This window comes from Lentzea xinjiangensis (assembly GCF_900110955.1).
Lineage (GTDB): Bacteria > Actinomycetota > Actinomycetes > Mycobacteriales > Pseudonocardiaceae > Lentzea > Lentzea xinjiangensis.
The window spans coordinates 1-15678 of record NZ_FOFR01000011.1 but is presented as its reverse complement, the minus strand read 5'-3'; the positions used below and the strand labels follow the sequence as shown (position 1 = coordinate 15678).

The 15678-nt window shown below is 71.9% G+C and carries 16 protein-coding genes and 2 rRNA genes; 1 reads left to right on the top strand and 17 read right to left on the bottom strand.

The window, feature by feature from the left end; all coding sequences use genetic code 11:
• Positions 1-15: 15 nt before the first annotated feature.
• Genes BMW88_RS22805 through BMW88_RS22795 form a run of 3 tightly spaced genes read right to left on the bottom strand, consistent with a single transcriptional unit; the run spans position 16 to position 2732 of the window.
• The gene (locus BMW88_RS22805) at positions 16-402 is read right to left on the bottom strand and encodes a DUF2752 domain-containing protein (protein ID WP_089954091.1); all 387 of its coding nucleotides are present in this window, start codon (positions 400-402) and stop codon (positions 16-18) included.
• A gap of 18 nt (positions 403-420) precedes the next feature.
• Positions 421-1053: an NUDIX domain-containing protein gene (locus BMW88_RS22800; protein ID WP_089953701.1), complete on the bottom strand. Its 633-nt coding sequence runs from the start codon at positions 1051-1053 to the stop codon at positions 421-423.
• Positions 1050-2732, bottom strand: coding sequence for a CTP synthase (locus BMW88_RS22795; RefSeq protein ID WP_425434681.1), 1683 nt, complete (start codon positions 2730-2732; stop codon positions 1050-1052). The genes BMW88_RS22800 and BMW88_RS22795 overlap by 4 nt, the downstream gene beginning before the upstream one ends.
• A 176-nt stretch (positions 2733-2908) precedes the next feature.
• On the opposite strand from BMW88_RS22795, the gene BMW88_RS22790 reads away from it, so the two are divergent.
• Positions 2909-3607, top strand: coding sequence for a hypothetical protein (locus tag BMW88_RS22790; RefSeq protein WP_089953698.1), 699 nt, complete (start codon positions 2909-2911; stop codon positions 3605-3607).
• Positions 3608-3635: 28 nt separating this feature from the next.
• Here BMW88_RS22790 and BMW88_RS22785 read toward each other — a convergent pair whose 3' ends face one another.
• The 14 genes from BMW88_RS22785 to BMW88_RS22725 all read right to left on the bottom strand — a co-directional run.
• Positions 3636-4574, bottom strand: coding sequence for a copper transporter (locus BMW88_RS22785; protein ID WP_089953696.1), 939 nt, complete (start codon positions 4572-4574; stop codon positions 3636-3638).
• Entirely contained in the window at positions 4571-5755 is a 1185-nt protein-coding gene (gene steA / locus BMW88_RS22780) for a putative cytokinetic ring protein SteA (RefSeq protein WP_089953695.1), read from the bottom strand. The genes BMW88_RS22785 and steA overlap by 4 nt, the downstream gene beginning before the upstream one ends.
• A 63-nt stretch (positions 5756-5818) precedes the next feature.
• Positions 5819-6256 carry a hypothetical protein gene (locus BMW88_RS22775; RefSeq protein ID WP_089953693.1) on the bottom strand — a complete coding sequence of 146 codons (438 nt, stop codon included), beginning with the start codon at positions 6254-6256 and terminating at the stop codon, positions 5819-5821.
• On the bottom strand, positions 6253-6684 hold the full coding sequence (locus tag BMW88_RS22770) for a hypothetical protein (protein WP_089953692.1): 432 nt from the start codon (positions 6682-6684) through the stop codon (positions 6253-6255). Before BMW88_RS22770 ends, BMW88_RS22775 begins: the two co-directional genes overlap by 4 nt.
• The gene (locus BMW88_RS22765; protein ID WP_089953690.1) at positions 6681-7268 is read right to left on the bottom strand and encodes a hypothetical protein; all 588 of its coding nucleotides are present in this window, start codon (positions 7266-7268) and stop codon (positions 6681-6683) included. Before BMW88_RS22765 ends, BMW88_RS22770 begins: the two co-directional genes overlap by 4 nt.
• A complete protein-coding gene (locus tag BMW88_RS22760; protein WP_089953689.1) occupies positions 7261-7848 on the bottom strand; it encodes a hypothetical protein in 588 nt (195 codons plus the stop codon). Before BMW88_RS22760 ends, BMW88_RS22765 begins: the two co-directional genes overlap by 8 nt.
• 321 nt (positions 7849-8169) lie before the next feature.
• The gene (gene recN / locus BMW88_RS22755) at positions 8170-9951 is read right to left on the bottom strand and encodes a DNA repair protein RecN (RefSeq protein ID WP_218148175.1); all 1782 of its coding nucleotides are present in this window, start codon (positions 9949-9951) and stop codon (positions 8170-8172) included.
• Positions 9952-10031: 80 nt separating this feature from the next.
• Positions 10032-10922 (bottom strand): NAD kinase, encoded by an 891-nt coding sequence (locus tag BMW88_RS22750; RefSeq protein WP_089953687.1) that lies wholly within the window; start codon positions 10920-10922, stop codon positions 10032-10034.
• Positions 10919-11716 carry a TlyA family RNA methyltransferase gene (locus BMW88_RS22745; protein ID WP_089953686.1) on the bottom strand — a complete coding sequence of 266 codons (798 nt, stop codon included), beginning with the start codon at positions 11714-11716 and terminating at the stop codon, positions 10919-10921. The genes BMW88_RS22750 and BMW88_RS22745 overlap by 4 nt, the downstream gene beginning before the upstream one ends.
• 6 nt (positions 11717-11722) lie before the next feature.
• Positions 11723-11890, bottom strand: coding sequence for a hypothetical protein (locus BMW88_RS42030; RefSeq protein ID WP_177221251.1), 168 nt, complete (start codon positions 11888-11890; stop codon positions 11723-11725).
• 4 nt (positions 11891-11894) lie between these two features.
• Positions 11895-12689, bottom strand: a complete 795-nt coding sequence (locus BMW88_RS22740) for an HAD-IIA family hydrolase (protein ID WP_089953684.1) — start codon at positions 12687-12689, stop codon at positions 11895-11897.
• A complete protein-coding gene (locus tag BMW88_RS43430) occupies positions 12686-15250 on the bottom strand; it encodes a hypothetical protein (RefSeq protein WP_089953683.1) in 2565 nt (854 codons plus the stop codon). The genes BMW88_RS22740 and BMW88_RS43430 overlap by 4 nt, the downstream gene beginning before the upstream one ends.
• A gap of 87 nt (positions 15251-15337) precedes the next feature.
• Positions 15338-15454: ribosomal RNA gene (gene rrf / locus BMW88_RS22730) — 5S ribosomal RNA — on the bottom strand.
• A gap of 102 nt (positions 15455-15556) precedes the next feature.
• Positions 15557-15678, bottom strand: a 23S ribosomal RNA gene (locus tag BMW88_RS22725); the annotation flags it as partial.

The window sequence follows — 15678 nt, the reverse complement described above, 5'->3', positions numbered from 1 at the left end:
GGGCAAGCGCCGAGCCTAGATCCCCGCCAGGTTCCGGCCCACGCCCCACACGGCAGCTACGACGAGAACGGCGACACCGACCGACTTCGGCACGGATCGCCGTTCCCCGGTCCACCGGTCCTTCGTCCACCGTGCGAAGAGCCACACGGCGAGAGGGACGCCCAACGCGAGCAGCACCGCGTTGTAGTGGAATGCGCTGACAACGTCACCGTGCAGCAGCGCGTGCACCATGCGCGTAGCGCCGCACCCTGGGCAGTCCAGCCCGGTCAGCCAGTTGAACGGGCACTTCGGCAGCAGGTTGCCGGGCTTGTTCGGGTCGACGAACAACAGCAGCACCGCGCCCGCGCCACCGAGGGCCAAGACGCCGAGGGGCGCGCCCAGCCGCGTGACCGCACCCCTCATCGTCTTCACCGGTCCAACCTACTTCTTGCGCGCGATGAACCTGGTCGGCTTGTCGCGGAACGGTGCGTCGGCCGGCCGCGGCTCCACGCGTCCCTCGATCACCTCGCGGGCCGCGAGCAGCCCGGCGACCGAGGACGCGTTGACGATCTCGCCGGACAGCACCATCCGCACGGCCTCGGCGATGTCGAAGCGGTGGACCTCCAGGTCCGCCTCCTCCTCGCCCTGCACGTCGCGGTCGACCTCGGACAGCTCGCGCGCCAGGAACACGCGCACGACCTCGTCGGTGAAACCGGGCGACGCGGCGACGTCGACCAGCACGTGCCAGTGCTCGGCGGCGAGCCCGACCTCCTCGGCCAGCTCGCGGCGCGCGCCGACGACCGGCGGCTCGCCCTCGTGGTCGAGCAGGCCGGCCGGCAGCTCCCACAGGTGCCGGCCCAGCGCGTGCCGGTACTGGTGGACCAGCGTGACCCGGCCCTGCTCGTCGACCGCGACGACCGCGACCGCGCCGGTGTGCTCGACGATCTCGCGCTTGGCCGTGCCGCCACCGGGCATCTCGACCTCGTCGACCCGCAGCGCCAGGATCTTCCCGACGTGCACGTCCTCGCTGGAGACCGTGCGGAAGTCGTGCCTCGCCGCTCCTGAGGAGGTCACTGCGCCGCTCCCGCCGTCAGCGGGAGGCGGTCGGCCACCCGGTAGTCGATCGCGGCCTTCACGAACGCCGCGAACAGCGGGTGCGGCTTCGTGGGACGGGACTTGAGCTCCGGGTGCGCCTGCGTGGCGACGTAGAAGGGGTGCACGTCGGCCGGCAGCTCGACGAACTCGACCAGGCGGCCGTCCGGCGAGAGACCGGAGAACACCAGGCCCGCGTCGGCGAGCTTGCCGCGGTAGGCGTTGTTGACCTCGTAGCGGTGCCGGTGCCGCTCGGAGACCTCGGTGGTGCCGTAGGCCTTCGCGACCTGCGAGCCGGACGTGAGCTTCGCGATGTACGCGCCGAGGCGCATCGTGCCGCCCATGTCGCGCTGGCCGGAGACGACGTCCTCCTGGTCCGCCATCGTCGAGATGACCGGCGAACCGCCCTCCTCGAACTCGCTCGAGTTCGCGTCCTCGATGCCCGCGAGGTTGCGCGCCGCCTCGATCACCATGCACTGCAGGCCGAGGCACAGGCCCAGCGTCGGCACACCGCGCGTGCGGGAGTACTTCAGCGCGCCGATCTTGCCCTCGATGCCGCGCACGCCGAACCCGCCGGGGATCAGCACCGCGTCCATGCCCGACAGCGCGCGAGCGGCGCCCTCCGGCGTCTTGCACTCGTCGGACGGCACCCACTTGATCTCGACCTTGGCGTGGTGCGCGAACCCGCCCGCCCGCAGCGCCTCGGTGACCGAGAGGTAGGCGTCCGGCAGGTCGACGTACTTGCCGACGAGCGCGATCTTCACCGTCTCCGCCGGGTTGTGCACGCGCTCCAGCAGGTCGCCCCACACCGTCCAGTCGACGTCGCGGAACGGCAGGTCGAGGCGGCGCACGACGTAGGCGTCGAGGCCCTCGGCGTGCAGCACCTTCGGGATGTCGTAGATCGACGGCGCGTCCACGGCCGCGACGACGGCGTCGGTGTCGACGTCGCACATCAGGCCGATCTTGCGCTTCAACGAGTCGGGGATCTCGCGGTCCGCGCGGCACACGATCGCGTCGGGCTGGATGCCGATGTTGCGCAGCGCGGCGACGGAGTGCTGCGTGGGCTTGGTCTTCAGCTCGCCGGACGGCGCCAGGTACGGCACCAGGCTGACGTGCAGGAAGAAGACGTTGTCGCGGCCGACGTCGTGGCGCACCTGCCGGCACGCCTCCAGGAACGGCAGCGACTCGATGTCGCCGACGGTGCCGCCGACCTCGGTGATGACCACGTCGGGCTTGACGCCGTCGGCGTCCGGCTCGGCCATCGCGCGGATGCGGCGCTTGATCTCGTCGGTGATGTGCGGGATGACCTGGACCGTGTCGCCCAGGTACTCGCCGCGCCGCTCCTTGGCGATCACCTCGGAGTACACCTGGCCGGTGGTGACGTTCGCGTCACCGCTCAGGTCCCGCGCGAGGAACCGCTCGTAGTGGCCGATGTCGAGGTCCGTCTCCGCGCCGTCGTCGGTCACGAAGACCTCGCCGTGCTGGAACGGGTTCATCGTGCCGGGGTCCACGTTGAGGTACGGGTCGAGCTTCTGCATCGTCACCCGGAGGCCGCGCGAGGTGAGCAACTGGCCGAGGCTCGAGGCGGTGAGCCCCTTGCCCAGGGAGGACGCGACGCCTCCCGTGACGAAGACGTGCTTGGTCGTACGTGCCTGCTGCACCAACGGGGCTCCCGTGAAGATCGTGGGGGAAAGTCCCCCGTCCACGGGCCCTAACGCTAACACGCCGCCGGTCACTCAGCGCACCACGACCCGGCAGATCACATCACCCGATCGGCCCAGTGGGGGGTTTTCCCGAACTCCCCCCGGCACGGGCCGGGATCAGGAATCGTTGTCACGTGACCTTCGACGTGCCAGGGGACGCCGCAAGAGCCGTGCACGACCGCTCCGCCGCGTGGCGGTTCATCGAGGGATTCGCGGCCGCGTGGGCGGAACCGCTGGAGCCGCAGGACGGCTGGACCCGCCGCGAGCTCGCCGAGGCCGAGGACCGGCTCGGCGTGCGCGTGCCGGAGGCGCTCAAGGAGGCGCTGTCGCTGTTCGGCAAGCGCCCCGACCTGACCAGCAACCAGGACCGCCTGCTCACCCCCGCCGAGCTGCGGCTCGACCGCGACGCGGGCGGCAGGGAGGTCCTGGTCTTCCGCGACGAGAACCAGTGGGTCGCGAGCTGGGGCTCGACGACAGCGGACGACGACCCCGAGGTGCTCGTCAAGCACGACCTCGTGGACAAGTCGCGGGAGCGCTGGGACCCGTGGCTGCCCCGGCTTTCCCTGGCGTGCGTGGAGATGGTGCTCTCCGAGGCGTTGTTCCGCGACGGCGCCGAGACAGCGGACAGGGAGATGTCCGAGGCGGACACCTCCCTGTTGCGCGAGCACTTCGCCGCACTGCCGCTGCACAGCCCCGGCACCCGCTGGTTCGCGGGCCACGACGTGATCGTCCGCGAGGACGACGGCCAGTGGCTGTGGGCCCGCGCCCGGACGCCGGAAGCGTTGGAGCTGCTGGTCAAGCAGCTCCCCGGCGGCTGGGCGACCGAGTACTAGGGGCGTGCCCGCGGGCCGGGTCGCGCCACTAGCTCGCGGTTCCCGGCGAGGACGCCTCGGCGTTGCCCGCGACGCCGTACCGGCCCGAGCGCCCCTCCAGCTGTTCGCGCAGCGCCATCACCACGACGACCTGACCGGCCGGGGTGTCGGAGTTGTCCACGGTGGACAGGACCGACGTCGCGGCGGTGTCCGCGCGGACCACGCCGAGCGCGCCGGTGCCGTTCGCCGACCCGTCCGCCCCGGCCAGCACGACACCCGCGCCGGTCCGGTCGAGCTGGGTCGCGAAGCGCGCGAGGGTCGAGGCGCGGTCGGCGGCCGAGTCGCCGAGCGCGGCGCCCCCGGTCAGCACGACCGCGAGCTGCGCGGGCTTCACGCCCGCGCTCGCCTTCACGAACCCGGCGTTGGAGAGCCCGGAGAGCGCGGCGGCCGCCTCGTCCGGCGTGGCCTGCGGCTGGTTGTTGGTGGGGTTGAGCAGCAGCAACGTGCCGAACAGGCCGCCCGCGCGCGTTCCGGGGTCACCGGCCGTGGGAAGCTGCGAACCGGCGGGCTGCAACCGTGCCACGAGGTCGCGAAGCTGGTCGCCGCGGGACGGGTCGGCGAACGCGTCGGTGAGCTGGACCTCGCCGGTGACGGTGGCGCCCGCGGCCTTCAGCAGCCCGGACAGCGCGTCGCGGTCCGACGGGCGGGCGTCCGCGGTCGTCACCAGGACGACGGTCCGCTCGGTGAGCCGGTCCTTCACCGCGAGCGGGCCGACGGACTCGGCGAACTCGTCGGCCTCGGTCAGCTTGGCGTTCAACGCGTTGCGGTCGTTCTGCAGCTCGTTCACCTGCTGCGCCAACGAGTTCTTCTCGTCGCTCAGCCCCGACAGCAGCCGTCCGCTGATCGCGGTCGACCCCAGCACGACCCCCACCGCGAGCGCGAGGAACACCGAGGTGATCGAAACTATGTGGTATCGCAGCGTGATCACGAGAAGATCCCCTTGAACCAGTTGACGACGGATTGCCAGCCGTCGACGACGATGTCGACGTAGACGTGACCGACGCCGGACATCGTGAGCGCCGCCGCCATGGCGGCGATCGCGGCGGCCACCAGCGCGACGATCACGCCCAGCGAGACCCGGCTGCGGTGCAAGGTCGCGACGGCCTCCCCGTCGACGAGCAAGCTGCCGAGCTTCAGCCGGGTGAGGAACGTGGAGGGGTTGGAACCGGAGTGGCCGCGGTCGAGGAACTCGCGCAGCGTCGCCCGCAGGCCGACCGTGACGATCAGCGACGCCCCGTGCGCCTCGGCGAGCAGCAGTGCGAGGTCCTCGGCGTTGCCGGAGGCGGGGAACGTCACCGCGCCGATGCCGAGGTCCTGGATCCGCTGCAGGCCGGGCGCGTGGCCGTCGGTCTGCGCGGGCACGACCACCTCGGTGGCGGCGCGCAGTGACGCGGTGCCGATGCCGTCGGGGTCGCCGACGATGATGTCCGGCTTGAGCCCGGCGTCGTGCAGCGTGTCCGCGCCGGTGTCGACGCCGATCAGCACCGGCCGGTACTCGCGGATGTACTTGCGGAGCTTGCGGAGCTGCTCGGCGTGCGACGGGCCGCCGGCGACGACCAGCACCTGCCGGTCGCGCATCGGCACGTAGACCTCGGGCACGCCGACACCGTCGAGCACGAGCGCGCGTTCGCGGCGCAGGAACTCGATGGTGTTGGCGGAGAACGCCTCCAGCTGAGCGGACATGCCCGCCTTCGCCTCGATCATCGCGTCGGCGACGCTCTCGGCGTTCTGCTCGACCCCCTGGGCGAGCTCGCGCTCCCCGGCGTACACGACCCCCTCGTGCAGCCGGATCCTGGTGCCTTCCTTGATCTCGCGCAGCGCGACGGCGCCGACGTTGTCGATCAGCGGGATGCCCGCCTCGACCAGCAGTTCCGGACCGAGGTTGGGATAGCGCCCGGAGATCGACGGCGAGGCGTTCACGACGCCCACCACCTCGGCGGCGACGAGCGCTTCCGCCGTGCGCCGGTCCAGGTCGACGAGGTCGAACACGGCGACGTCACCGGGACTGACGCGCCGCACCAGGTCGCTCGCGCGCCGATCAACCCGCGCGACACCCGTGACACCGGGAAGTTCGTGGTTGGTACGGCTCAGCAGCCCGGAAAGCTTCATGCGCCCGATAGTGGCTCACGGTGCGCATGTGAACGGTGAGGCACGCCGGGCGTTTCACGGTGGTCAGTCGTCGGGGTGAACCACCACGGCGCCGAACGCGAGGACCGTCGCCGCCATCAGCACCCAGGTCCCGGTGCCGAAGCCCGCCTCAAGGCCGGGATCGATCGCGATGTTGCCCTCTTCGTGGAAACCGATGGCGTTCAGCAGGTACACGAACAACATGCCGGTGACGCCGGCGAGCGCCGCCGCCGCGGCGAAAGCGGTTCTGCGCCACCGGATGCCCGCGAGGAGCGCGATCGCCGCCGCTGCGACCGGGACGCCGAACAGCGGGCCGTGCCGATCTTTCGTGCCACCGAAGTGCGTGGCCCAGCCCGTGGTGACGTAGGCGGTCTGCGGCTGGTCCGGTGCGAGCCGGATCAGCAGTTCCGAGAGCGGCAGGAACGTCGCGGTGACCGCCGCCGCGGCCGCTGCCGCCAGGAGCACCGCGCTGACGATCTTCACGCCGCCTCCCGCTGGACGGCGACGGCACCGGCGAACGCGGTCAGCGTTCCCAGCGCGAGGAACACCAGCCCGAAGCCGATCGCGAAGTCGCCCTGCTGCTCGACCGCGTGGCCGCGCTCGGAGACCAGCAGCGCCGCGATCACGCCGACGGCACCGAGCTGGGCCGCGGCCCCCGCCAGCGCGGCCCTGCCGACCCAGATGCCCGCCGTGAGGAGCGCGGCCGTGACCGCGATCGGCAGGCCGTACCAGGGCGACAGGTCACCGGCGGGCCAGTCGCCGGGCTTGTTGACGACCTCCGTGCCCCAGGCCCTGACCACGACCTCCACATCGCCGGGGTAGGCGGTCGAGTACCAGGGCAGCACCATGGCCGTCGCGGTCAGCACGACCCCGGCCGCGATCAGCGCGACCGCCGTGGCCCGGCCGATCACCGCGCCTCCCGCTCGTCCGGGATGGCGATTCCGAACGGCGGCGTGTCGTCGTCCGCGCCGAGCTGGTGCACGACAACCTCTTCTCGTGGTTGCACGGATTGTGGGCCGCGCTGCGCGAGCGCGGCGCCGGCCAAGGCGATGATCGCCGCCGCGACCAGGAGGTGCATACCGCTGAGGTAGTTCAGCTCGTACGTCAGCCCGGAGTCCGGCGGTAGCTGCTGCACCAGGTCCTCCAGCCGCCAGACCTGGCTGAGGTAGGAGAACACGACACCGGCCAGCGCGCCCGCCCCGCCCACGGCCAGCGGACGCCCGGCGACCGCGGTGCGCTCGCGCGTCATCAGCACCACCGCGGCGACCACGACCAGGGCGCTGATCACCACCGGCCAGCCGGCCGCGTACTGCGCGGGCTGCGCCGCGGGACCGTCGGAGGGATCGGACGTGGTGGTCCACAACGTGCTGGAGATCGTCACCTCCGGCCCGTACCCCCGGTAGACGGTGCTGTAGGTCGTGCGGAAGCCGGCGACGACCGCCAGTCCCGCTCCCAGCACCAGCAGCACCGGTGCGATCTTGCGGCGGTCAGCCATCCTTCGGCTCCACGACTACCGGGTACCCGTATGGAGGCGTGTCGGTGTCGTCCGGCTCGTCGTCGAGCTGGTGGATCACCACACCGTCCGCGGTCTGCCCGGTCCGTGCCGGCTTCGGCAGCTCCTGGTGCAGCACCGCCGACACCACGGCCACCCCGGCCGCCACGACGAGCAAGGTGATCCCGTCCCCCTGCTCGACCGCCACGGTCACCGGTGAGTCGATCTCCTGCAGCTTCGTCACCGTCGACCGCACGGACCCGACCGCGGACCAGGCCACCCCCGCCAGCAACCCGGCGCCGAGCAACGACCCCACCCTCATCGCCGGAACCCGGAACGCCAGCACCGCCGACAACGCCATCACCAGCGCCGCGCCGACGGCGGGCTCCCCGAACTCGATCGGCACGAGCATCAACGCCCCGCGGAAGTCGTCCCGTTCGACCGCCCACGACGTGGCCTCGAACCGCAGGACCCGGCCACCCACCGTGACCTGGACCGCGTAGGCGTTCAGGAACGACGCCGCCACCGCCAGCCCGGCCGCGACGAACACCAGCACCGCCCCGAACACCCGGCGCGTGGTCACGACTATGGTCCACCTTCCACCGCACCACCGTGTGCGTCCGCTGACCGATGACCGGTCACGTTCCCCATCATGCCGAATCCCGTCGGGATCAGCGGTGTGGGGCGAGGCGGGATCAACAGCCTGCGGCCGCGACACGAAAGCGATCCGGCCAAGCGCACCCGCGCACGAGAAACCTCACCGCGGCAAGCACGAACCCGGTACGTCAGGCCTTCTTCCTACGCCGCCGCACGACCGGCGGACACCCTCGGCCGGCTCCCATCCACAGCAAGCCAGCCCCTCCCCTACAACACCAAGGGCGATCCGCGGCACAGACCCGGCGCGTCAGGCCTTCTTCTTGCGCCGCCGCACCACCGGCGCCGACGACTTGTCCGCCTTGGCCGCCGCCAGCAGTTCCTCGGCGTGCGCGCGCCCGGTGTCCGTCGAGTCCATGCCGGCCAGCATGCGGGCCAGCTCGACGACGCGCTGCGTCTCGTCGAGCTTGCGCACCGCGGACCGCGTGAACGTGCCGTCGGCCGACTTGTCCACCACGAGGTGCCGGTCGGCGAACGCCGCCACCTGCGGCAGGTGCGTCACCACGATGACCTGGTGCGAGCGGGCCAGGCGCGCGAGCCTGCGGCCCACCTCGACCGCGGCGCGGCCACCGACGCCGGCGTCCACCTCGTCGAAGACCAGGGTCGGGACCGGGTCCGAGTGCGACAGCACGACCTCGAGCGCGAGCATCACGCGCGAGAGCTCGCCGCCCGACGCGCCCTTGTGCACCGGCAGGGCCGGGGCACCGGGGTGCGAGATCAGGCGCAGCTCCACGTCGTCGACGCCCGACGAGCCCGCGTGCAGGATCGAGCGGCCCACCGTCAACGCCTGCGGGTCGCCCGACTCGGCGTGGCGGGGGCGCACGGCCAGCTCGACCGAGGCGTGCGGCATCGCGAGGCCGTCGAGCTCCTCGGTGACGGCCTTGCCCAGTTCGAGGGCGGCCTCGACGCGCGCGGCGGTGACCTGCTCGGCCAGGGCGGCGAGTTCGACGGCCAGTTCGTCGCGGCGGGTGGCCAGGGCCGTCAGTGCCTCTTCCGAGGTATCGAGGCCGTCGAGGCGCGCGCGGGCGTCGGCGGCCCACGCGATCACGCCGTCGACGTCCGCGGCGTACTTGCGGGTCAGCGCCTTCAGCTCGGCCTGGCGCTGCAGGACCTGTTCCAGGCGGCCGGGGTCGGCTTCCAGGTGGTCGAGGTAGGCGGAGATCTCGGCGCCGACGTCGGCCAGCAGCGTCGCCGCCTCGACCAGGCGCGGTTCGAGGTCGCGCAGCTTCGGGTCCTCGGACGTGGACAGGCGGCGCGCGGCTTCGGAGATCAGCCCCAGGGCGCCGGGGTTGTCCGGGTCGCCTTCCAGCGAGCCCGACACCGCGTACTGCGCGCCCTGGGCCGCCTCGCGGAGCTGGTCGGCGTCGGCCAGCCGGCGTGCTTCGTCGTGCAGCTCGGCGTCCTCGCCCTGCACCGGGGCGACGGCGTCGATCTCCGCCAGGCCGTGCCGCAGCAGGTCGGCTTCGCGCGCCAGCTCGCGGGAGCGCTCGGTGCGCTCGCGCAGCTCGGCGGAGACGCGCAGCCACTCCTCGCGGATGCGCTGGTACTCGCGCAACGGCTCGGCCACGTCGTCGCCCGCGAAGCGGTCCAGCACGCCGCGCTGCTCCGTGGGGCGCATGAGGCGTAGCTGGTCGTTCTGGCCGTGGACGGCGATGAGCTGCTCCGCCAGTTCGGACAGCACGCCGACCGGCACCGACCGGCCGCCGACGTGGGCGCGGGACCGGCCGTCGGCGCCGACGGTGCGGATCGCGATCAGCGACCCGTCCTCGTCGGCCTCGCCGCCGACCTCCTCCGCCACCTTCGCGGCGGGGCTGCCCGCCGGGGCCTGGAAGCGGCCTTCGACCACCGCCTTGTCGGCGCCGGTGCGCACGCGGGACGCCTCCGCCCGGCCACCGCCGAGCAGGTGCAACCCGGTCACGACCATGGTCTTGCCCGCGCCGGTCTCACCCGTCACGACGGTGAACCCGGGGTCTAGTTCAAGGGTGGCCTCGTCGATCACGCCAAGGCCATTGATGCGCATCTCGGCCAGCACAGGGCGAACCTTACTTGTCGAGTCCGACATTTCCTCGCGGGCACCATAACGAGCGAGTGCCGACGCACCGAGCGGCGCGGTCAGCCTGCCGATGGCCCTCGCCATCCCTTCACCGGCAGGTCGAACTTCTCGACCAGCCGGTCGGTGAACGGAGCCTGGCGCAGCCGCACGACCTTGAGCGGCACCGCGCCCTCCACGATCTCGATCCGCGCGCCCGCGGGCAGCTCGAACGTGCGCCGCCCGTCCGCCGACAGCGCGGCGGGGTGCCCGGTCGACTCGATCTCGAACGCGACGTGCGACTTGGGCGAGACGACCAGCGGGCGGGCGAACAGCGCGTGCGCGTTGCTCGGCACCACCAGGATCGCCTGGACGTCCGGCCACACGACCGGTCCGCCCGCCGAGAACGCGTACGCCGTCGAACCCGTCGGCGTCGCGCACAGCACGCCGTCGCAGCCGAACGCCGACACCGGCCGTCCGTCGACCTCGACGACGACCTCGAGGATGCGTTCGCGGATCAGCTTCTCGACGCTGACCTCGTTGAGCGCCCACGTCTCCACGACGACCTCGCCGTCGACCTTCGCGACGAGGTCGAGCGTCATGCGCTCTTCGACGAAGTAGTCGCGCTCCAGCACGTGGCCGACGGCCTCGTGCAGCGCGTCCCCGTCGGCTTCCGCGAGGAACCCGACCCGGCCCAGGTTGACGCCGAGCACCGGCACCCGCGCCGGGCGGGCGAGCTCGGCGCCGCGCAGCAGCGTGCCGTCACCGCCCAGCACCAGGACGAGCTCGGTGCCCTCGGCCGCGTGGTCGTCGGCGGGCACGACCTTGGTGCAGCACGACGGGCCGAGGTCACGCGCCTCGTCGTCGAGCACCCTCGTCGTGACGCCTCCGACCGCGAGCCGGCCGGCCACCTGTCGGGCGAGATCGATGTTGCTCTGGTGGCCCGTGTGGACGACCAGCAGGACTTCCCTCATTGGGGCCCTTCTTCGACGGCGGTGCGCACCATCTCCGCGGGGTCGACCGGGTCGCCCTTGCGGAGCCAGAGGAAGTACTCGACGTTGCCGGACGGGCCGGGCAGCGGGCTCGCGACGACACCGTTCGTCGCGAGGCCGAGCTGTCCGGCGGCCCTGGTCACCTCGAGGACGGCTGCGGCGCGCAGCTCCGGGTCGCGCACGACGCCACCGGAGCCGAGGCGTTCCTTGCCGACCTCGAACTGGGGCTTGACCATCGGCAGCAGGTCGCCCTCCTCGTCGAGGCACGCGGCCAGTGCGGGGAGCACAAGCCTCAACGAGATGAACGAAAGATCGGCCACCACGAGTTCAACTTCGCCGCCGATGTCCTCGGGCGTGAGGGTGCGGACGTTGGTTTTGTCCTTCACCACGACCCGGTCGTCGGTCTGCAGCTTCCAGTCGAGCAGGCCCCGGCCGACGTCGGCCGCGACGACCTGCCGTGCGCCGCCCCGCAGCAGCACGTCGGTGAAACCGCCAGTGGATGCGCCGGCGTCGAGACAACGCTTGCCGGTGGGGTCGATCTTGAACGCGTCGAGCGCGCCGATCAGCTTGTGCGCGCCCCGGGACGCCCAGTTCGGGTCGTTGCCGAGGTCCTTCACGACGACCGCGTCGGAGGTCTCCACGGCGGTCGCGGGCTTGGTCGCGACGGTGCCGCGCACCGTGACGCGGCCGTCCGCGACGAGTTGGCTGGCGTGCTCACGGGACCTGGCGAGCCCCCTGCGCACGAGTTCGGCGTCGAGCCGCACCCTGCGAGGCACTGTGCATCACACCTTGTCGATGCTCGACAGTGCTTCGGTGAGCGTGGCGTGCACGGCGTCGAACCGCGCCACGTGCTCGGCGAGGGGGACGTTCTCGAGCCCGTCGAGCCTCTCCAGCGCGCCGTCGATGGCGTCGGCCGGGTTGGGCGGCGGTCCGGGCAGGGGGTAGTTCACAGACCTACGGTAGCCGATGGAGCACTGACAGGTCCGCGCCGACATACGTGGGCTTCTGCTCATCCGGAAGCGCTTGCGCCTCTTGCTCCGTCGACACGCCCGTGAGCACGAGCAGCGAGTCCATGCCCGCGTTGACCGCGCCCAGGACGTCGGTGTCGAGCCGGTCACCGACGACCAGCGGGCGGTGCGCGCCGAGGTCCTTCGCCGCCTGCTGCAACAGCGGGGTGGCGGGCTTGCCGGCGACGAGCGGCTCCTGGTCGGTGGCCGTCCTGAGCGCCGCGACGAGGGAGCCGTTGCCGGGCAGCAGCCCGCGCTCGGTGGGCAGGGTGGCGTCGACGTTGCACGCCACCCACAGCGCACCGGAGCGGATGGCCACCGCGGCCTCGGCCAGCTCGCGCCAGCCGAGGTCCATGCTGAGGCCCTGCAGGACCGCCACCGCGCCCTCGGCGGTGTCGGTCGGGATGAGACCGCGCTTGAACACCTCGGCCTCCAGGGCCTCGGTGCCGAGCACGAGCACGGTGGAGCGCTTCGGCAGGCGTTCGGCCAGCATGGCCGCGCCCGCCTGGGAGGAGGTGCTCACCTCGTCGACGCTCGTGGAGAACCCGAGCTCGACGAGGTGGTCGGCGACCTCCTGCGGTGAGCGGGAGGCGTTGTTGGTGACGTAGCGGATCCCGAGACCCTTGTCCCTCGCCCGCGCGATGGCTTCGGCGGCTCCGGGCACGGCCTCTTTTCCGCGGTAGACGGTGCCGTCGAGATCGATCAGCAAAGCGTCGTACCGGTCGACCAACGTCTCGCTCACTGCTGCGCGGTCTCCTCGTGGGTCAGCTCGAACGCGCGCTCGGCGGCGTCCGTCTCCCCGTCGTCGTCAGCCTCGGCGGCGTTGAGGAACCACTTGACCGCTTCCTCGGTGCGACCGGCCGCGGCCAGGTTGTCGGCGTAAGCGTAGAAGAGCCGCGCCGAGTAGGGGGTGCGCTGCCCGGGATCGAGGTCCGGCCCCTGCAGCGCCACGACGGCCGCGTCGAGCTGGCCCATGTCGCGCCGAGCGGCGGCCGCGACGATCCGCAGCTCGATCTCGTCCTCCTGGCTGAGCTCCTTGGCCGCCGGGTCCTTGGCGAGGTCGATGGCCCGCTCCGGACGCCCGAGCGCCCGCTCGCAGTCGGCCATGATCGCGAGGTGGCCGGGACCGGTCATCATCCGGCGCGCGGCGCGCAGCTCGCTCAGCGCCTCCGCCCACTCGTCGGCGAAGTACGCGGTGAGACCCGCCGCTTCCCGCACGACACCGACCCGCGCGGCCTTGCTGCGCGCGTACCGGGCGTGCTCGAGCGCGAGCTCCGGCTCCTCGTCGATCAGCAGCCCGGCCGCGGCCAGGTGCCGTCCGATGATCTCCGCGAGCCCCTTGGGCAGGCTGCGCAGCTCGGCCCGGATCTCCGGGTCGAGCAGCGAGAGGTCGGCCTCCTCCGGCAGCTCGGGACGTCCGCCGCGAGGCGCGGGGGCGTCGTCGCGCGAAGCCTGGTCGGCGTTCTCGCCGGCCTGGCGGTCGTCGCCCGCACCGGAGCCGGCGCCGGCCGCGCGAACGTCACGCTCGTCGTCAGCGTCGCGGTCGTCGGCGATGTCGCCGGCGCTCTTGTCGCTGTCGGCGCTGCTGTCGACGTCGTCGCGGACGTCCGAGTCGCCGGACGTGCCGCCGATGTCGCCACGCTCGCCGGCCGGGGCGTCGCTCTCGGAGGTGGTCTGCTCGCGGCTCGCGGCGGCACGGGTGGCCGCGGCACCGTCGCCCAGGCGGTAGCCCGCGCGCTCACCGCTCGGGGCCGTTTCGGCCTTCACGTCAGAGGCGCGCTCGGCACCCGCCGTGTCCTGACCGGTGGTCTCGACATCGGTGCTGTCGGAGCTGTTGTTCGGGCTGATGTTGTTCGGGCTGATGTCGTTCGGGCTGATGTCGTCCGGGCCGGTGGTCTCCTGCTCGGTGCGACGCTCCTGGAACCGCGCCGCACGCTCACGGCTGCGCTCATCACGACGATCATCGCGCTGAGGGCCGGACCGCTCGTCGTTGCGCTGGCTGCCGCGGTTGTCGCGGTCGTCGCGCTGGTAGGCGGGACGCGAGTCACGACGGTCGCCGCGGTAGCCACCCCGGTCACCGGAGTCGTCCCTGCGGAAGCCGCCGCGGTCACCCGAGCTGGAACGGTCGCCGCGGTAACCACCGCGGTCACCCGACTCGCTCTTGCGGTAGCCACCCCGGTCGCTCGACCCCTGGCCGCGGTAACCACCGCGATCACCGGAGCCTGCGCCGCGGTAACCGCCGCGGTCGCTCGAACCGGTGCCCCGGTAGCCGCCACGGTCGCCGGAGTCGCTCTTGCGGTAGCCACCGCGATCGTCCGAACGGTCACCGCGGTAACCACCGCGGTCGCTCGACTCGCTCTTGCGGTAACCGCCGCGGTCGGACGAACCCGAGCGGTCACCGCGGTAGCCACCACGATCGCCGCGGTCGCTGGAACCGGCACCCCGGTAGCCGCCGCGGTCACCCGAGCTGGAACGGTCGCCGCGGTAACCACCACGGTCGCCGGAGTCGTCCTTGCGGAAGCCGGGGCGGTCGCCACCGCGGTCGGAGCGGTAGCCGCCGGAGGTCTCGCTGCGCTGGTAGCCACCGCGGTCGCGGTCACCGGAGCGGAACCCGCCGCGGTCACCCGAGCCACCGGAGTCGCTCTTGCGGTAGCCGCCGCGGTCGGACGAACCCGAGCGGTCCCCGCGGTAACCACCGCGGTCGCCCGACTCGTCCCTGCGGAAGCCGCCACGGTCACCCGAGCTGGAACGGTCGCCGCGGTAACCACCACGGTCGCCGGAGTCGCTCTTGCGGTAGCCACCGCGATCGTCCGAACGGTCACCGCGGTAACCGCCACGATCGCTCGACTCGCTCTTGCGGTAACCACCGCGGTCGGACGAACCCGAGCGGTCCCCGCGGTAACCACCGCGGTCGCCCGACTCGTCCTTGCGGTAGGCAGGGCGGTCGCTGCGGAAGCCGCTGCGCTCACCGGAACCACTACCACCGCGGTAGCCCCCACGGTCACCCGAGCCACCGCTGCGGTCGCTCGAGCCCTGGCCGCGCTGGTAGCCACCGCGGTCGCCCGAGCTGGACCGGTCGCCGCGGTAGCCACCGCGATCGCCGGAGTCATCCTTGCGGTAGCCGGCGCGGTCGTCTCGACGGCCGCCGCTGTTGGTGCGGTCGCCGGAGCCTTCACCACGCTGGGGGTTGTTGCGGTTGTTGCTGAACTTGCGATCGCCTGTCGAACGGCCACCGTCGGAATGGCGCGGTCGGTCTCCCTGGCCACGCTGACGGTCGCCGGGACGATCCCCGAACCTGGACACCAAATCCTCCTATGGACATGCTGAAAGGGGCTTGCGAGCGAGCACCGTTGTTGTGCCCCGCATCACAAGCCCCTTCAGGGAAGTAAAGTTCGGCGGCGACCTACTCTCCCACACCGTAACCAGTGCAGTACCATCGGCGCAGAAGGGCTTAACTACCGGGTTCGGAATGGGACCGGGTGTTTCCCCAACGCTATAACCACCGAAACACTATGGAATTCACAACCCAAACCCCGAACCGCCACAGCGGCAGGGCTCGATCGGTTCTGGTTGTTCTTCCAGAACCGCACAGTGGATGCGTAGCGTCTTCGTAACAAGTCCTCGGCCTATTAGTACCAGTCAGCTCCAACCGTTACCGGTCTTCCACCTCCGGCCTATCAACCCAGTGGTCTAGCTGGGGGCCTTAACTCACGAAGAGTGGGATACCTCAT